The sequence below is a fragment of the Staphylococcus aureus genome, from assembly GCF_001027105.1.
In the GTDB taxonomy this organism is placed as follows: Bacteria; Bacillota; Bacilli; order Staphylococcales; family Staphylococcaceae; genus Staphylococcus; species Staphylococcus aureus.
The window spans coordinates 899,085-916,125 of the sequence record NZ_CP011526.1 but is presented as its reverse complement, the minus strand read 5'-3'; the positions used below and the strand labels follow the sequence as shown (position 1 = coordinate 916,125).

At 32.9% G+C, this 17,041-nt stretch carries 19 protein-coding genes; 10 read left to right on the top strand and 9 right to left on the bottom strand.

The features are described from left to right. Positions 1-39 precede the first annotated feature (39 nt). From mnhA1 to AA076_RS04625, 8 genes are all read left to right on the top strand, one after another. Positions 40-2,445: a Na+/H+ antiporter Mnh1 subunit A gene (mnhA1, locus tag AA076_RS04660; protein WP_000054609.1), complete on the top strand. Its 2,406-nt coding sequence runs from the start codon at positions 40-42 to the stop codon at positions 2,443-2,445. Next, positions 2,438-2,866 (top strand): Na+/H+ antiporter Mnh1 subunit B, encoded by a 429-nt coding sequence (gene mnhB1, locus AA076_RS04655; RefSeq protein ID WP_001081626.1) that lies wholly within the window; start codon positions 2,438-2,440, stop codon positions 2,864-2,866. The genes mnhA1 and mnhB1 overlap by 8 nt, the downstream gene beginning before the upstream one ends. Beyond that, entirely contained in the window at positions 2,866-3,207 is a 342-nt protein-coding gene (gene mnhC1, locus AA076_RS04650) for a Na+/H+ antiporter Mnh1 subunit C (RefSeq protein WP_000402803.1), read from the top strand. Before mnhB1 ends, mnhC1 begins: the two co-directional genes overlap by 1 nt. Further along, complete coding sequence (mnhD1, locus tag AA076_RS04645; protein ID WP_000573077.1) at positions 3,200-4,696, top strand: Na+/H+ antiporter Mnh1 subunit D; 1,497 nt, start codon at positions 3,200-3,202, stop codon at positions 4,694-4,696. Before mnhC1 ends, mnhD1 begins: the two co-directional genes overlap by 8 nt. A 1-nt stretch (position 4,697) precedes the next feature. After that, the gene (gene mnhE1, locus AA076_RS04640) at positions 4,698-5,177 is read left to right on the top strand and encodes a Na+/H+ antiporter Mnh1 subunit E (protein ID WP_000290674.1); all 480 of its coding nucleotides are present in this window, start codon (positions 4,698-4,700) and stop codon (positions 5,175-5,177) included. Further along, a complete protein-coding gene (mnhF1, locus tag AA076_RS04635; protein WP_001016306.1) occupies positions 5,177-5,470 on the top strand; it encodes a Na+/H+ antiporter Mnh1 subunit F in 294 nt (97 codons plus the stop codon). The genes mnhE1 and mnhF1 overlap by 1 nt, the downstream gene beginning before the upstream one ends. Further along, on the top strand, positions 5,448-5,804 hold the full coding sequence (gene mnhG1, locus AA076_RS04630) for a Na+/H+ antiporter Mnh1 subunit G (RefSeq protein WP_000590451.1): 357 nt from the start codon (positions 5,448-5,450) through the stop codon (positions 5,802-5,804). The genes mnhF1 and mnhG1 overlap by 23 nt, the downstream gene beginning before the upstream one ends. A gap of 248 nt (positions 5,805-6,052) precedes the next feature. After that, entirely contained in the window at positions 6,053-7,207 is a 1,155-nt protein-coding gene (locus AA076_RS04625; protein WP_000558769.1) for an FAD/NAD(P)-binding protein, read from the top strand. A 55-nt stretch (positions 7,208-7,262) separates the two neighbouring features. Here the strand turns inward: AA076_RS04625 and AA076_RS04620 are convergent, their stop codons facing one another. The 6 genes from AA076_RS04620 to AA076_RS04595 form a co-directional block, all read right to left on the bottom strand. Next, positions 7,263-7,637 carry a PaaI family thioesterase gene (locus tag AA076_RS04620; RefSeq protein ID WP_000149295.1) on the bottom strand — a complete coding sequence of 125 codons (375 nt, stop codon included), beginning with the start codon at positions 7,635-7,637 and terminating at the stop codon, positions 7,263-7,265. 18 nt (positions 7,638-7,655) lie between these two features. Beyond that, positions 7,656-8,972, bottom strand: a complete 1,317-nt coding sequence (locus AA076_RS04615) for a Na+/H+ antiporter family protein (protein WP_000606324.1) — start codon at positions 8,970-8,972, stop codon at positions 7,656-7,658. Positions 8,973-9,382: 410 nt separating this feature from the next. Then, entirely contained in the window at positions 9,383-10,858 is a 1,476-nt protein-coding gene (locus AA076_RS04610; protein WP_001009697.1) for a M17 family metallopeptidase, read from the bottom strand. A gap of 130 nt (positions 10,859-10,988) precedes the next feature. Beyond that, positions 10,989-12,197, bottom strand: coding sequence for an NAD(P)/FAD-dependent oxidoreductase (locus AA076_RS04605; RefSeq protein WP_000046076.1), 1,209 nt, complete (start codon positions 12,195-12,197; stop codon positions 10,989-10,991). A 453-nt stretch (positions 12,198-12,650) separates the two neighbouring features. Next, positions 12,651-13,010, bottom strand: coding sequence for a HesB/IscA family protein (locus AA076_RS04600; protein ID WP_001143497.1), 360 nt, complete (start codon positions 13,008-13,010; stop codon positions 12,651-12,653). A 12-nt stretch (positions 13,011-13,022) separates the two neighbouring features. Then, positions 13,023-13,259 carry a YuzB family protein gene (locus tag AA076_RS04595; protein WP_001068337.1) on the bottom strand — a complete coding sequence of 79 codons (237 nt, stop codon included), beginning with the start codon at positions 13,257-13,259 and terminating at the stop codon, positions 13,023-13,025. Positions 13,260-13,575: 316 nt separating this feature from the next. Here AA076_RS04595 and AA076_RS04590 point away from each other — a divergent pair, with 316 nt between their 5' ends. Continuing rightward, complete coding sequence (locus tag AA076_RS04590) at positions 13,576-14,640, top strand: NAD(P)/FAD-dependent oxidoreductase (RefSeq protein ID WP_000794020.1); 1,065 nt, start codon at positions 13,576-13,578, stop codon at positions 14,638-14,640. Between the two features lie 58 nt (positions 14,641-14,698). Here AA076_RS04590 and AA076_RS04585 read toward each other — a convergent pair whose 3' ends face one another. Continuing rightward, positions 14,699-15,022 carry a YuzD family protein gene (locus AA076_RS04585; RefSeq protein WP_000401414.1) on the bottom strand — a complete coding sequence of 108 codons (324 nt, stop codon included), beginning with the start codon at positions 15,020-15,022 and terminating at the stop codon, positions 14,699-14,701. 100 nt (positions 15,023-15,122) lie between these two features. Here AA076_RS04585 and AA076_RS04580 point away from each other — a divergent pair, with 100 nt between their 5' ends. After that, a complete protein-coding gene (locus AA076_RS04580; RefSeq protein WP_001141883.1) occupies positions 15,123-15,365 on the top strand; it encodes a NifU family protein in 243 nt (80 codons plus the stop codon). A gap of 262 nt (positions 15,366-15,627) precedes the next feature. On the opposite strand, the gene dltD is transcribed toward AA076_RS04580, so the two are convergent. Together dltD and dltC are read right to left on the bottom strand one after the other, a co-directional pair. Continuing rightward, positions 15,628-16,803, bottom strand: coding sequence for a D-alanyl-lipoteichoic acid biosynthesis protein DltD (gene dltD, locus AA076_RS04575; RefSeq protein ID WP_000769416.1), 1,176 nt, complete (start codon positions 16,801-16,803; stop codon positions 15,628-15,630). Further along, positions 16,800-17,036, bottom strand: coding sequence for a D-alanine--poly(phosphoribitol) ligase subunit 2 (gene dltC, locus AA076_RS04570; protein ID WP_000395692.1), 237 nt, complete (start codon positions 17,034-17,036; stop codon positions 16,800-16,802). The genes dltD and dltC overlap by 4 nt, the downstream gene beginning before the upstream one ends. Positions 17,037-17,041 lie beyond the last annotated feature (5 nt).

Genomic DNA, 17,041 nt, shown 5'->3' with positions numbered 1-17,041 from the left:
AATGAATAACATAAATATTTTTTAAAGGAGGACAACATAGTGAGTTTGTTACATATTGCGGTGATATTACCGTTAATATTCGCACTCATTATTCCTATCCTGTATAGATTTTTTAAACGTATACATTTAGGATGGTTCGTATTACCTGTCCCTATCGTCATATTTATTTATATGCTTACATTAATTAAAACGACGATGTCAGGTAATACTGTAATGAAAACCTTAAATTGGATGCCTCATTTTGGTATGAACTTTGATTTATATCTTGATGGCTTAGGTTTACTCTTTAGTTTGCTTATTTCAGGAATCGGCAGTTTAGTAGTATTATATTCAATCGGCTACTTAAGTAAGTCAGAACAACTAGGGAATTTTTATTGTTATTTATTACTATTTATGGGTGCAATGTTAGGTGTCGTACTTTCAGATAATGTTATTATTCTATATTTATTCTGGGAGCTAACGTCATTTTCTAGTTTTTTACTTATTTCATTCTGGCGCGAACGACAAGCATCTATATATGGTGCTCAAAAATCGCTCATAATCACAGTATTTGGTGGTCTATCATTATTAGGTGGTATCATCTTACTCGCTATACCAACACAATCATTTAGCATTCAGTACATGATTCAACATGCTTCTGAAATTCAAAATAGCCCATTCTTCATTTTTGCGATGATTTTAATCATGATTGGTGCTTTTACAAAATCTGCTCAGTTTCCATTTTATATTTGGCTACCAGATGCAATGGAAGCACCTACACCAGTCAGTGCTTATCTTCATTCAGCAACAATGGTTAAAGCAGGGTTATATTTAATCGCTCGAATGACACCAATCTTCGCAGCATCGCAAGGTTGGGTATGGACTGTCACACTCGTTGGTTTAATTACATTATTCTGGGCTTCGCTAAACGCAACAAAACAACAAGACTTGAAAGGTATACTGGCATTTTCAACAGTATCCCAATTAGGTATGATTATGGCGATGCTTGGAATCGGTGCCATTAGTTATCACTATCAAGGCGATGATAGCAAAATATATGCTGCTGCATTTACGGCTGCAATATTCCATTTAATCAACCATGCAACATTTAAAGGTGCCCTATTTATGATTACAGGTGCAGTGGATCATTCTACTGGTACACGTGATGTTAAGAAATTAGGTGGCTTACTAACAATTATGCCTATTTCATTTACAATCACTGTTATTACAGCATTAAGTATGGCTGGTGTACCACCGTTCAATGGTTTCTTATCAAAAGAATCATTTTTAGAAACAACATTTACAGCAAGCCAAGCAAATTTATTCAGTGTTGATACATTAGGCTACCTATTCCCAATCATTGGTATAGTGGGCAGTGTCTTCACATTTGTATATTCAATTAAATTTATAATGCATATATTTTTCGGACAATATAAACCTGAACAATTACCTAAAAAAGCACACGAAGTATCAATATTAATGCTTTTATCACCAGCTATTTTAGCTACATTAGTAATTGTATTTGGTTTATTCCCTGGCATTTTAACTAATTCGATTATTGAACCAGCTACATCTTCGATTAATCATACGGTAATTGATGATGTTGAATTCCATATGTTCCATGGATTAACGCCTGCCTTTTTATCAACATTAGTGATTTATATTTTAGGTATCTTACTAATTGTGACATTTAGTTATTGGGTGAAATTGTTGCAACGACAACCTGGTAAACTAACATTCAATTATTGGTACAACAGAAGTGCAAATGTTATTCCAAACTACTCTGAAAAGATGACGAATAGCTATGTTACCGATTATTCACGTAATAATTTAGTTATCATTTTTGGTGCATTAATTTTATTAACATTTGTCACTATATTCTCAGTACCTTTCAACATTAATTTTAAAGACGTTAGTCCGATTAGAATTTTCGAAGTTTGTATCGTAATTTTATTATTAAGTGCTGCCTTTTTAATTCTTTTCGCTAAATCAAGATTATTTAGCATCATTATGTTAAGTGCAGTTGGATATGCTGTGTCTGTATTGTTTATATTCTTTAAAGCACCCGACTTAGCATTGACACAGTTTGTCGTTGAATCTATTTCAACAGCATTGTTCTTATTATGCTTCTACCACTTACCAAATTTAAATCGTTATAATGAAAAGCGCTCATTCCAGCTTACTAATGCTTTAATTGCTGGTGGTGTTGGTTTGTCCGTCATTATTATCGGTTTAATTGCATACGGAAATAGACATTTTGAATCGATATCTAAGTTTTATCAAGAGCACGTTTATGATTTAGCTCACGGTAAAAACATGGTAAACGTCATACTTGTTGATTTCCGTGGTATGGATACTTTATTCGAGTCATCTGTGCTTGGTATCGCAGGATTAGCTGTATATACAATGATTAAATTACGTAAAAAGCGTCAAACGCAAGGTAACGAGGTGAAAAATCATGAATAGACAACAAAATGATCTAATTTTGCAATTTGCTGCAGTTATTATCTTTTTCATGGTAATGGTCTTTGGTTTTTCACTTTTCTTAGCAGGACATTATACACCTGGTGGCGGTTTCGTCGGCGGATTATTATTCGCAAGTTCACTTGTTATCATTACGATTGCATTTGATATAGAAACAATGCGTAAAATTTTCCCATTAGATTTTAAAATCTTGATAGGTATCGGATTAGTTTTTTGTATTGCGACGCCTATCGCAAGTTGGTTTTTAGGCAAAAATTTCTTTACGCATGTCACATTTGATATACCGTTATTTATATTAGAACCTGTTCATATGACAACAGCAGTATTCTTTGATTTCGGTGTTTTATGTGCAGTAGTTGGTACTGTCATGACAATTATTATTTCGATTGGAGAGAACGAATAGTGGAAATTATTATGATTTTTGTTAGTGGTATTCTCACAGCAATTAGTGTCTATCTCGTTTTGTCTAAAAGTCTGATACGAATTGTTATGGGAACTACACTATTAACACATGCAGCAAATTTATTTTTAATAACTATGGGCGGACTTAAACATGGTACTGTTCCAATTTATGAAGCGAACGTAAAAAGCTATGTTGATCCTATCCCGCAAGCACTTATTTTAACAGCAATCGTTATCGCCTTTGCGACAACAGCCTTTTTCTTAGTATTAGCATTTAGAACATATAAAGAATTAGGCACAGATAACGTTGAGAGTATGAAAGGAGTTCCAGAAGATGATTGAAAGTAATATGCTTGTGTTAACGCTAGTTATTCCAGTAATTACAGCCATATTACTTGTCTTTATTGGAAAGCGTCCTATTATAAAGCGTTATGTCGCACTAGGCGGTACATTATTAACCTTGGTCGCGGCAATTATCAATTTAGCAAATGTTGTTAAACATGGACCAATACGCGTAGAGCTAGGTTCATGGAAAGCACCATACAGTATTGTCTTTGTATTAGACATATTCAGTGCCCTACTAATAATTACTAGTATTATTATTACAGCTATTGTGATTTTATATTCATACCAAACAATTGGTATTGAACGTGAAAGATATTATTATTATTTTTCAGTACTATTTATGTTAATAGGTATCATTGGTGCATTCACAACTGGTGACATTTTCAACCTATTCGTATTTTTCGAAGTATTTTTAATGTCATCTTATTTCTTATTAGTAATTGGTTCTACAAAAATTCAACTACAAGAAACAATAAAATATGTTCTTGTTAACGTTGTATCGTCATCCTTCTTCGTAATGGGTGTAGCGATTTTATATTCAGTAGTAGGAACATTGAATCTAGCAGATATAAGCAATAAATTAGCTAACCTTTCAGCGCATGACAGTGGCTTAGTCAATATCGTTTTCATACTATTTATCTTTGTTTTTGCTACAAAAGCTGGCGTATTCCCAATGTTTGTTTGGTTACCTAGTGCATACTATGCACCACCAATTCCAATCATTGCATTCTTTGGTGCTTTGTTAACAAAAGTTGGTGTTTATGCAATCGCTAGAACATTGAGCCTATTCTTTAGTGATAATGTAAGCTTTTCACATTATGTCATTTTATTCTTAGCACTATTAACGATCATCTTTGGTTGTGTCGGTGCTGTTGCATATGCCAACATTAAAAAAATCATCCTATACAATGTCATGATTGCTGTAGGTGTGATCTTAGTCGGCGTTGCAATGATGACAGAGTCAGGTATGATTGGGGCTATTTACTATACATTGCACGACATGTTAGTAAAACTTGCATTATTCTTGCTTATCGGAATTATGATTAAAATTACAGGCACTGCTGATTTAAGACAATTTGGTGGCTTAATTAAACGATATCCTGTACTTGGTTGGTCATTCTTTATCGCAGCATTAAGTTTAGCTGGCATTCCCCCACTCAGTGGCTTTTATGGAAAATTTTTTATTGTCCAATCAACATTTGAAAGAGGATTTTATTTAAGTGGTGTCATCGTCTTATTATCAAGTTTAGTCGTATTATATTCTGTCATTCGCATATTCCTACAAGGCTTTTTCGGTCAACCAAAAGGATATGATCTTAATAACAAAGTCGACGTCAAATATTTAACTACGATTGCAATCGTTGCAGTTGTGATAACTGTTTTATATGGATTGTCAGCAGATTACTTATATCCAATGGTAAAAGCTGGTGCAGAAACATTCTACAATCCATCAACCTACGTTAAAGCTGTATTAGGAGGTAAATAACATGGCTGTACAATTAGTATTAAACTTTATTATCGCAGTGTTTTGGTTGTTTGTGACAAATAGTTACACAACAAATAACTTTGTGTTAGGTTTCATCTTTGGCCTAGTTCTTGTTTACCTCTTACACAGAGTGTTACCAGGTAGATTTTATGTCATCACGCTATATCGTATTATTAAATTAGTTATTATTTTCTTAATCGAACTGATTAAAGCTAATTTTGATGTTTTGAAAATTATTATTAAACCTTCGATTAAAAATGAACCAGGATTCTTTGTTTATCACACAGATTTAAAAAAAGATTGGCAAATTGTCTTGCTGTCTAATTTAATTACATTAACACCTGGTACTGTAGTGCTTGGTGTAAGTGACGATCGTACAAAAATTTATATTCATGCCATAGATTTTTCAACTAAAGAGCAAGAAGTAGAAAGTATTAAAACATCATTAGAGAAAATTGTAAGAGAGGTGGGCGAAATATAATGAATCATAATGTTATTATCGTTATTGCATTAATCATAGTTGTCATTTCTATGTTAGCTATGCTCATTCGCGTTGTGCTAGGCCCATCACTTGCCGATCGTGTTGTCGCATTAGATGCGATTGGTCTTCAATTAATGGCAGTTATAGCATTATTCAGTATTTTATTAAATATTAAATACATGATTGTCGTTATTATGATGATTGGTATATTAGCTTTTTTAGGTACTGCAGTATTCTCTAAATTTATGGACAAAGGTAAGGTGATTGAACATGATCAAAATCATACTGATTAGTCTTGCACTTATCTTTGTTATCATCGGTGCTTTAATTAGCGCCCTAGCAGCTATAGGATTATTGAGACTTGAAGATGTATATTCACGTGCACATGCTGCCGGAAAAGCATCAACATTAGGTGCAATGTCATTACTATTTGGTACGTTTTTATATTTTATTGCTACTCAAGGTTTTGTAAATATGCAATTAATCGTTGCGATTATCTTTGTATTAATTACAGGTCCTCTTTCAAGTCATATGATTATGAAAGCAGCATATAATATTAAAACGCCTTATACTAAAAAGACTAAAGTCGATGAAATTTCGGAAGACTTAAAAGACACAAAATTGTAGATTATATAACAAAATCATGAATATAAATCAACAACAAACAGCAGTAAGATGATTCCAAATTAGGAATGATTTTACTGCTGTTTTCTTTTGACATTGTTACCTCTTTTTCAATGATTTTTTCTTTGACTACAGATTCGCCCTATCTACATATATCTCTTTAATTTAATTGCCTTTCATGTCGTTATGTATTATGATAATAATAATTATAAATCGTAACTATTACGTTTTAAAAAGAGAGAGGTTTTATTATGCATTGGACAATTATCGGCGGTGGCATACAGGGAACTGCAATCGCACAAAAACTATTATCAAGCGGATTAACAACAGACCGATTAACAATCATTGACCCACACGAAACTTTTTGCCAAAGGTTTAACTCATATACAAATCGAATAGAAATGCCTTATTTAAGATCACCGATTGTACATCACGTACATCCACAACCGTTCCATCTAAAACAATTCGCTAAACAGCACCAATATACAAATGCTTTTTATGGTCCTTATCAACGACCTGAATTGACAATGTTTATGGATCATATTGCACATGCTTCTAAACAATATCAATTAGAGGATTGCTTGGTTCAAGGTTTAGTTCAAACTTTAGATAAACAAGAAGACAAATGGCATATCAAGTTAGAAGATGGACAAATTATCACTACAGATTGCGTCGTTATTGCAATAGGCAGTACAAATATTCCGTTTATGCCTGACATTTTAAAAGACAAACAGAATGTAAATCATATCTTCGAGAAAGAACTTGATCAAGTAGTATATGATAAGACCGATCATATCGTTGGTAGCGGCATTACTGCTGCACATCTTGCACTTAAATTGTTAAATCATGATAACGATAAAAAGATTCATTTATGGCTAAATAAAGATATTGAAATACATGACTTTGATGCTGATCCTGGTTGGTTAGGTCCGAAAAATATGTCTTCATTTTTAAGTACTAAAAGCATGCCTGAAAGAAATGCCATTGTACAACGCGAACGTCATAAAGGATCAATGCCTCACGAACTGTACTTACGCCTTAAAAAACATATTAAAAATGGTCGTATAAATGTGCATAAAACACCTATCACTCAAATTAGTGGTGGTGTAATTAACACTGAAAATGATTCTGTTCCATATCAACAGATTATGGTTGCAACTGGTTTTGAACAAGATTTTATGTCACAACCACTTATTAAGCAATTAATACAAAATTATGATGCACCTATCAACGAATGTAATTACCCTGTTATTTCCGAAAAATTAGAATGGATACCAAATCTATTTGTCGCAGGATGCTTTGCAGACTTAGAATTAGGACCATTTGGTAGAAATGTTATGGGTGGCCGTAAAGCTGCCGAACGCATTGAACAAGCATTTCTAAAACTACAACAATATAGCGCATAAAAAAACTGCTAGCCGTAGTTATGAATATCTCATAACATTTCAGCTAGCAGTTCTTTTATTTTAAAGGTTTAATAGCAACTGTACCACGCATAACTGTAATTAATTGTTCTTTGTCATTCTTAATTTTTATATCCCATACATGTGTCGACTTACCTCGATGAATAATTTCAGCTGTCGCAGTAACACGACCATCTTTAGCAGAATGAATATGGTTAGCATTCATCTCTAAACCTAATGGAATAAATTTGGTTGTATCAATTAAATTAGCAGATCCTAATGAACATGCTGTTTCACCTAAAGCAATCGAAGCCCCACCATGTAAATATCCAAATGGTTGTTTTACTTTATCAGTAACAGGCATAGAAATAACAACTAAACCATCTTCCTGGTGATCTATTGACATCTCAAATGTCTCTAATAAATGAGTCATATTTTCACCTCTTTATGCTTATAGTACCATAGCAGCAATAGTACCGAAAATCATTAAAGGAATATTATAAAACAAGAAGTTTGGTACACATGTATCACGTATATGATCATGTTGGCCATCAACATTTAATCCCGCAGTTGGTCCTAATGTTGAATCACTTGCAGGCGAACCTGAGTCACCTAATGCACTCGCTGTTCCAATCAATGCGATTAATGCCATTGTATCTAGTCCAATTGACGCTCCAAAAGGAATGAATAATGATGCGATAATAGGAATTGTTGCAAATGATGATCCAATACCTAAAGTGACAATTAAACCTATCACATACATCATGATAATGCTAAATAATTTATTATCACCAGTAATACTTGTTAAAGTTTTAACTAATTCATCTATATCACCAGTAGCATTCATTACACCAGCAAATCCATTTGCTGTTAAAATAACTACACCAATATAAGCCATAATTTTAATACCTTCAACAAACTTAGCATCTAATTCATACCAATTATATGCACGTGAAATAAAGAATACGAGTACCCCTGCCAGTGCACCAAAAATCATTGAATCTGTAAATGTTTGTACTAAAAATGTAGCTAGTATTGCTACAATTGTTACTATTAAGATATATGGTTTTAACTCTGTAACATTGTCACTATCTGAAATTTTACGTGTTTCATATTCACGTGGTTTACGATATACATATAAACCGATAAGTAAGCCAACAATATACCCCATTGAAGGAATAAGCATTGCTTTCCAAATCATATTAAACTCAATTGGGTGATTTGCCTTTGCAAAGCCACTTTGAATAATTTGCTGGAAAATTTGACCGAATCCATATGGTAATAACACATACGGGAAACATAAACCAAAACCGATAATCAAACCGATTAAACGTCTATCTATTTTTAAGTCATTAAACAGACTTAACAATGGTGGGATGACAATTGGAATGAATGCAATATGTACAGGAATTAAGTTTTGACTCATGATACTCATAGCTAATAATGCAATGATTATTGTCACTTTGACTTTAACTCTTGACCATCGACTATTTTCAGCGTGAATTGCATTTATAATTTTTCCTACTAAATAGTCTGTGATACCACTGTATGAAATTAATGCTGCAAATCCACCTAATAAAGCATAGCTTAATGCTACCTCAGCACCATCGACTATATTTTTCCCAAATACATTTATAACTTTTTCAATGCTCATGCCTGAAATTAAGCCACCAACTAGCGCACTGATAAATAAGCTTATAACTACGTTTAATCGACATAAACATAGCACAATCATTAAAATTACTGCTATTACTACTGCATTTATCATATGACAACCATCCTTTATCACTCTATCGAACTAAAGCGTTTATAGACTACATAGTATCAGTAGCTTTAACACCTGTCAATAGCAAACTATACCAATAATCTTTATTTTTTAGTTAATTGTCTTTCTTAAAATAATTTTAGCTTTCATTAAATTAAACAATTTTACAAGCTTGGAACACCAATCAAAATCCTAAGTTCTAAAATGCAATATTAGTAGTCGTTGACTGAATGAACATATGCTTATAATATTTTTTTGCAATGCTAGTCAAGTTGATTTATGCTCACAAGGATATGCGATTTATATTTTCTTACAACAATGAAAATGCCTGATACAATGCGATCCTTTATACTTTCAAGAGTTAAATTAGAAATGTATATCAAGACACAAGTTGTATCAGGCAAATAATTAAATTATTGTTGTTTTAACCATTGTACTATCGTCGGAATCATAAATCCTGTTGGCCCTTTTGGACCATTATATGAAGCTTTATTAGTCGTTGCTGGACCTGCAATATCGAAATGAATGTGAGGTGTTTGACCACTAAAATGTGTTACAAAACTTGCCGCAAATAGCGCTTTACCTTGTCCATTCGTATGGTTAACTAAATCAGCGATATCACTGTGTTTAATACTTGCACGTTCGGTTGCAGTAATCGGTAATTCAAATACCATTTCATCGACTTCAGAACTTATTTGTAATATATCGTTTAATATCACTTTACTATTCGATTCAAATGCAGCAGCTTTATCATCGCCTAGTGCAACAATTGCTGCACCCGTTAATGTAGCAAAGTCCATAATCACACTAGGCTGATATTGATTTGCATAAAACACAGCATCTGCAAGGACTAATCTACCTTCAGCGTCTGTATTCATTACTTCTACAGTTTCACCACTTAATGCTGTAAATACATCATCTGGCTTCATTGATGCTTCATTTATCATATTTTCAGCACACGCAAGCACTCCGACAATATTTACAGGCAGTTGTAAACGACTAGCCGCTTCAATGATACCAACGACATTCGCAGCGCCACACATGTCAAACTTCATTGTAGCCATGCCATTCTTCGTTTTAATACTATAACCACCAGAATCATACGTTATACCTTTACCAACTAAGGCAATTGGTGCTTCATCTTTGTCTTTGCCATTATATGTGATGGTTACTAATCTCGGTTTATGCTTACTACCTTTACCTACTGCTTGTAAAAGTCCGAATCCTTCAGAAACTAAAGTGTCATAATCTTTAACATCTACTTTGACCTTTGTATTTTTAAAATGATTAACAATATCTTCTGCAAATGTTTGTGGTGTTAATACATTCGGTGGCATATTACTAAAGTCTCTTGCCAAATTAATGGATTGGCCAATACTGATACCCTCATGAATAAAATCTAATTCAATTAATGATTCACTAATAAGGTTTAAATTCGTCTTAAACGGTGCCTTCTTACTTGATTTATAATGATCGAATTCATATGTTGCACGCTCACTTTGAATACCGCATGCCATTAATACATCTGATAACTGATCATATTTTGAAATAAATGAATCCATAAGTAAATACGTATCTTCAATGTGTTCTGACTTTATGTATTGGAAAAGATGTCCCCATATTTTCAACATATCTTGATAACTACGTGTCTTTAAGTTTCCTAAACCAACTGTAATTAAACGATATGTTTGATCTTGTACATCAAATGCAGTTGTATAAATCTTCCCAACTTTACTACCAATAATATGTTGATGTTTTAGTCTTTCAAGTGATTCTGTAATATCGATATGATTAAAACTAATGCGCTCTAACTGATTTAAATGTTCTGGTATACCAATAATCAATGTATTTATTTCGTTGCTTAGTGTGTTATTTAATTTAAAATTCATAATGTACCTCCTTAGATTTGATATGTTACTCACTTCAAATTGTACAACAATAAAGCCCTTCAGTGACACTGAAGGACTTTATAAATGAATAATTTAATTTTATGTGTTTAGCTGAAACTTTATTTAAAGCCTAGAATTTACCTTTTTTGAATGCTAAACCGATACCACCGATTTTGAATACCGCACGTGTATCAATCACTTTTTTCATGAATGCTGCTTTTTTACCAGCGATAGGTTTACCAAATACCATACCTACACCGTCATGTGAACCTAAAGAACAAACAGTTCCACGATCAACGTATTCGAATTCTTCAGTTGATTCACCGTTTAAGATGCGTTTAATGTTTTTAGCAACACTTTCACCTTGTTGCATTGCAATTTGTGCTGTAGTTGGTAATGGACGTTCTTCTCCAGCTGGGATAAACGCTGAACAGTCACCAATAACAAAAATGTTGTCGTAACCATTGATTGTTAAATCTTGCTTTGTAACGATACGTCCACGTTTAACGCCTTCAAATGATTCTTCCATTAATTTACTACCACGTACACCAGCTGCCCATACTGAAGTACCTGCATTTAATTGTTGTTTTTCACCATCTACTTCAACTACAAAACCTTTTTCGTTACAAGCAACGATTGGTGTAGCAATTTTAAATTCAACACCGCGGTCTTCTAAGTAGCTAACTGCGTGGTTAACTAATTCTTCTGAGAACATTGGTAACATTTTAGGTGCTGCTTCAACACAAGTGATTTTAACTTTATTTTGATCCACACCATATTTGCTACATAATTCAGGAATTCTGTCTGTTAATTCACCTAAGAATTCAACACCAGTGAATCCAGCACCACCAACTAAGATAGATAAATCGTTATCATCTTTTTCTTTTGATGCTGCATAGTTAGCAAATTTGTCTTCGATATGACGTGATAATTCACGTGCTGTGATAACATTTTCAATTTGGAAAGCATGATCTTTCATACCTTCGATGCCGAATGTTTCACTAACGAAACCTAATGCTACTACTAAAATATCAAAGTCATAAATACCTTGATTTGTTTCTACCTTTTTAGCATCACGGTCAATTTTTGTTACTTCTGCTTGAACAAAGTTCACTTTGTCTTTCTTCAAGACACTTTCCACAGGATATAATACATCTTCATAGTTTAGTGTACCTGCTGATGCTTCATGTAACCATGTTGCTTCATAGTGATATTCATTTTTATTAATAAGCGTAATTTCTGCTTCTTCTGTTGATATCGCTTTTTGCAATTTAGTTACAGTTTGTAAACCTGCATAACCAGCACCAAGTACAAGTACTTTTTTACGATCTTGAGCCATTTAATTTCACCTAAGCTTTCATATTTTTTTAACCAAATGCTGATAATTACTAGTAACAACTGGTCATTACTACTTTTACCACAATGTATACTAGTTTATCATCATTTTGTTATTTAAGTCTTTTAAATTATGTAAAAACCTGTGATGTTCACAAAAAAGACATTTTTAATCCAATACTAATTCTATAGCTTTTATGTTATATTTTCAAGCAAGATTCAGTCAGATTGTGAAAAAATTAATTAATTTTTTCGTAGCCTGATTTCGATTAAAAATGTATCCGCTATCACGATCATTTAAAATACTATTTATAGTCAGATTCTTAATTTTCAATAAGCTTTTTAATAAAACAAAATATCTTTACGCAAAAATAGGACATAATCAAATATGTCCTTAATCGTTATTGATATCAATTTGTATCCCAAAAATTGGGTTAACCATTAAAAAGTTATTTTATTAGCAATTTTCAGGATTACCTGCAACTTTTGCAGTTCTAAATGAACTACCACAGCCACATGAAGCAATTGCATTAGGATTGTCGATTTGGAAACCGCCACCCATTAATGATTGCTTAAAATCAATAGTCGTACCATTTAATACGGGTGCATCTTTTTTGTCTACTAATACTTTTAATCCAAAGTATTCTAAGACTTCATCATTTTCACCAGGCGCTTCTTCTGCACCCATACCGTATGTTAAACCAGTGCACCCGCCACCATTCACTTTAATTTTTAAATAGCCATCTGGCATTTCATTTGCTTTAAGCATATCTTTTACTTCGTAAGCAGCTGCTTCTGTTAATATAACTGTTGGCATGATAACTCCTCCTTAAAAAATCCAAGTTTCTTTTATATGTGCATATATATTTTGTAATAATTCTTCCGGCGAATCACCTTCAACAATATCACCATTTACTAAAGCATACAACCCGGCTGAACATATACCACAATGTGTCAGGCAACCATACTCTAACACATCGACATCTGGGTCATTTTCCAGTTGATTAAAAACATAATCTCCACCTTTTGCCATGTTAGAGAGACAAAATTCTACGATCGGATTCATACTTCACCTTCTTATTTCATTTGTTACAATATTATAGCATTTTAAAACTGGTATTTTAACATGATGTGCTCAATTAGCAACAACTGATGTTTCTTATCCCAGTTATGTAATAGTGCCTTAGTTAGTACAAATATTTATTTGTAGTCATTTTCAAAAAAATATATAATAAGCATATAAATACATATTTACTTTTTTAGGGGTTATTGATGAATCAAAGACACTTGCATTTTATAACTGTTCATTAACAAATATATCTATGCACTTTGATCTTTTCAAAATTAAAGTAAATATTAACATATAAAAGGGGTACTTCATTATGAAAAACTTAGTTTTGTTAGGCGGCGGATATGGTAATATGCGTATCATGTCACGCATTTTAACTACTTCTTTACCACAAGATTATACAGTCACATTAGTTGATCGTATGCCATTTCATGGATTGAAACCAGAATTTTATGCTTTAGCTGCGGGCACGAAATCAGATAAAGATGTTCGTATGAAATTCCCTAATCATCCACAAGTGAATACAGTTTATGGTGAAATTAACGACATAGATTTAGATGCTCAAATTGTCTCAGTCGGTAATTCTAAAATTGATTATGATGAGCTAATCATTGGTTTAGGATGTGAAGATAAATATCATAACGTTCCAGGAGCCGAAGAATATACACATAGTATTCAAACACTCTCAAAGGCTCGGGATACTTTCCATAGTATTAGTGAACTACCAGAAGGTGCTAAAGTCGGTATCGTTGGTGCTGGATTAAGCGGCATAGAACTTGCCAGCGAATTAAGAGAAAGTAGATCAGACTTGGAAATATATCTTTATGACCGTGGGCCGCGAATTTTAAGAAATTTTCCAGAAAAATTAAGTAAGTATGTTGCGAAATGGTTCGCCAAAAATAATGTTACCGTTGTTCCAAATTCAAATATTAATAAAGTTGAACCTGGTAAAATATATAACTGTGATGAACCTAAAGATATTGATTTAGTTGTATGGACAGCAGGAATTCAACCTGTTGAAGTTGTTCGTAACTTGCCGATTGATATAAATAGTAATGGACGCGTGATAGTTAACCAGTATCATCAAGTACCAACATATCGTAACGTCTATGTAGTTGGTGATTGTGCTGATTTACCACATGCGCCAAGTGCTCAGTTAGCCGAAGTTCAAGGTGATCAAATTGCCGATGTGCTTAAAAAGCAATGGCTAAATGAACCATTACCTGACAAAATGCCGGAACTAAAGGTACAAGGTATCGTTGGGTCATTAGGAGATAAGCAAGGTTTTGCATATATCATGGACCGCACTGTAACAGGACGACTCGCTTCTATTTTAAAATCCGGCGTACTTTGGTTATATAAATATCATAATGGTTAAAATTAAAAAGCAATGTCAGTTCACACTATTACTGACATTGCTTTTAGTTATGTGTATATTATTCATTCACAAGCTTTTGGTCTATAAATCGAGTGATTTGCTTTGTTTGTATATAACCATCTGCTACATATTCATCGTTCATTGTAATTAATGGATAAAATAGTTCATCTTGTTCTATTCTTTCAATAAATTGTAAATCATGATCTGTTAAGTTGTCATTATCTTTTGTAATATCTATATACGTATATTTAAATGATATATTTGGGTATTTTCTTTTTAATAGCGGCTGTAGCCAGTCATAAATATCTTTCGATGTTGGCGCATTAACGCAACTTGCACATATAACATCTGCCCCATAAACTACCACACTCACGTGCTCCATATATTTATCCCCCATTGGTTTGATAGATTTTTATTACACTATCTATTATAATATACTAATAAAGATTATCAAATTCATCTCTCGAAAGGAGACTTGCCTGATGCCTACTGAAGATACAACGATGTTTGATCAAGTAGCAGAAGTTATTGAACGTCTTCGTCCATTTTTATTACGTGATGGTGGCGACTGCTCATTGATTGACGTGGAAGACGGTATTGTTAAATTACAATTACATGGTGCATGTGGTACATGCCCAAGTTCTACAATCACTCTTAAAGCTGGTATTGAGCGTGCATTACACGAAGAAGTGCCTGGTGTAATAGAAGTAGAACAAGTATTCTAATATAAAGATATTAAGTTAACAGAACATATTATGAATAACAACAAAGACAGGAATACTGAATTATTTATAATCAGTTATTACCTGTCTTTTTTCGCTGTCAAATTGGACTGATGGGAAAGTTATTTTATACTATTTATCTGATTAATTATTTTATTATTGCCACATATCCAAGCACATATTACTATTCTATTCTATGAAATTTAAAATATAAAAATAGCACATACGCTCAATCAAAATCGTTGAGTTATGTGCTATTTGTATTTTAATTTTTAGGTTTATCTACTTCAGGTTGTGGTTCACCTTTCATATGTTTCGCAATTTGCTCATCCATATAAACCCAACCTTTCCAACCGATGTGTACGGCATCACTGATAACATATTTTTCATAATCTTTATCAGTCATATCGTAAATTTTACCACCATTATCTACAACAGTAGAATGGATTTTTTTATAAACTGCTTGACGACGTTCTTTATCGATACCAATGTGGTCATACCATACACCGTTTGATGGAATACTTACATATTGAACATCTGCACCAGCAGCACGCATTGTTTTTACAAGTAATTCTAAATCTTGGAATTCTGGAGAATTAACATTGAATTCGTAGTCACGTCTAACTTTACGCTTACTTTCTTGAATTAATTTCCAGTATTGATCTCTAATACCAAATTTATTCGATGTAGTATCAGCTTTACCAATTTCAACTGCTTTTTGTTTCATCTCATCCCAAGAAGCGTCTGGTTTTGTAGCAGGTTTAACATGTTCTAATGGAGATTTATCCATTGCAAACAATGATTTAATCGCTTCTATTTTAATCAATTGATTCTCTTTAAAACCAGAAATATAACTATCTTTAGTTTCTTTAGGGTTTTTAGCATAAGATTTCAAGTATTCTTTATTGTGTACATGTGGAAACTGTAATAAACGTTGTGCATAACGACGTTTTAATTCAGTAGACATGTTTTTCTGCTGGAACATTTGATTAATTTGAGTTTGAGACATACGAGCATCAAAGTTTTGATTCGTTAAACCATGGTTTGTAAACCATTGTGGTGAAATAATAAATGTTAATTTCTTACCTTTTAATTTATCATACTGTGATGCAAGTTCAACTGCGTTAATTAAGTCTGTAGAACCACCAGCACCTAATAAGAATGCTTTTTTGTTGGCGTTATGCTTATTTAATGCAATTGCAGGATTAAATGGGTCATCTTTACCTAATTCACTAGAGCCGTATATAGGATAATACTTGTTTGATTCGTATAACTTATCTTGAATGAGTGTGCCTTTTAGTACTTGATCTGTCAATGAAGTTCTATTATCTTCTACAGTCTTTTCATTTACTAATCCTGTAAACCAACTAGCAGGTAATAATAGAAAGACAATGAATACCGCTCCACTAATTAAAATGGGTAAAAAAGGTTTTAATTTCATCGTAACTCTTCTAATGCTTCAACGATTTTATTTGGTGTTGCCCACTCATCTCTATCAAAGTCCATAATAGATACTTCGATATCAAGTTTATTTTGAATCTCTAATAATAATCCAACTGTTTGGAAAGAATCAATAATACCTTCTTCAAAAATTTCTACGTCTGGATTTTCTTTTACAATATCATTTTCTGCTACTTCTGCTAATAAATTTAATACTTGTTCTCTAAATTCCATAATTA

Excerpts from the sequence above, each read along its gene's own strand:
- mnhB1 (WP_001081626.1), top strand. The coding sequence starts at position 2,438 with ATGAATAGACAACAAAATGATCTAATTTTGCAATTTGCTGCAGTTATT.
- mnhD1 (WP_000573077.1), top strand. The coding sequence starts at position 3,200 with ATGATTGAAAGTAATATGCTTGTGTTAACGCTAGTTATTCCAGTAATT.
- mnhE1 (WP_000290674.1), top strand. The coding sequence starts at position 4,698 with ATGGCTGTACAATTAGTATTAAACTTTATTATCGCAGTGTTTTGGTTG.
- mnhF1 (WP_001016306.1), top strand. The coding sequence starts at position 5,177 with ATGAATCATAATGTTATTATCGTTATTGCATTAATCATAGTTGTCATT.
- mnhG1 (WP_000590451.1), top strand. The coding sequence starts at position 5,448 with ATGATCAAAATCATACTGATTAGTCTTGCACTTATCTTTGTTATCATC.
- AA076_RS04625 (WP_000558769.1), top strand. The coding sequence starts at position 6,053 with ATGCATTGGACAATTATCGGCGGTGGCATACAGGGAACTGCAATCGCA.
- AA076_RS04620 (WP_000149295.1), bottom strand. The coding sequence starts at position 7,637 with ATGACTCATTTATTAGAGACATTTGAGATGTCAATAGATCACCAGGAA.
- AA076_RS04615 (WP_000606324.1), bottom strand. The coding sequence starts at position 8,972 with ATGATAAATGCAGTAGTAATAGCAGTAATTTTAATGATTGTGCTATGT.
- AA076_RS04610 (WP_001009697.1), bottom strand. The coding sequence starts at position 10,858 with ATGAATTTTAAATTAAATAACACACTAAGCAACGAAATAAATACATTG.
- AA076_RS04605 (WP_000046076.1), bottom strand. The coding sequence starts at position 12,197 with ATGGCTCAAGATCGTAAAAAAGTACTTGTACTTGGTGCTGGTTATGCA.
- AA076_RS04600 (WP_001143497.1), bottom strand. The coding sequence starts at position 13,010 with ATGCCAACAGTTATATTAACAGAAGCAGCTGCTTACGAAGTAAAAGAT.
- AA076_RS04595 (WP_001068337.1), bottom strand. The coding sequence starts at position 13,259 with ATGAATCCGATCGTAGAATTTTGTCTCTCTAACATGGCAAAAGGTGGA.
- AA076_RS04590 (WP_000794020.1), top strand. The coding sequence starts at position 13,576 with ATGAAAAACTTAGTTTTGTTAGGCGGCGGATATGGTAATATGCGTATC.
- AA076_RS04585 (WP_000401414.1), bottom strand. The coding sequence starts at position 15,022 with ATGGAGCACGTGAGTGTGGTAGTTTATGGGGCAGATGTTATATGTGCA.
- AA076_RS04580 (WP_001141883.1), top strand. The coding sequence starts at position 15,123 with ATGCCTACTGAAGATACAACGATGTTTGATCAAGTAGCAGAAGTTATT.
- dltD (WP_000769416.1), bottom strand. The coding sequence starts at position 16,803 with ATGAAATTAAAACCTTTTTTACCCATTTTAATTAGTGGAGCGGTATTC.
- dltC (WP_000395692.1), bottom strand. The coding sequence starts at position 17,036 with ATGGAATTTAGAGAACAAGTATTAAATTTATTAGCAGAAGTAGCAGAA.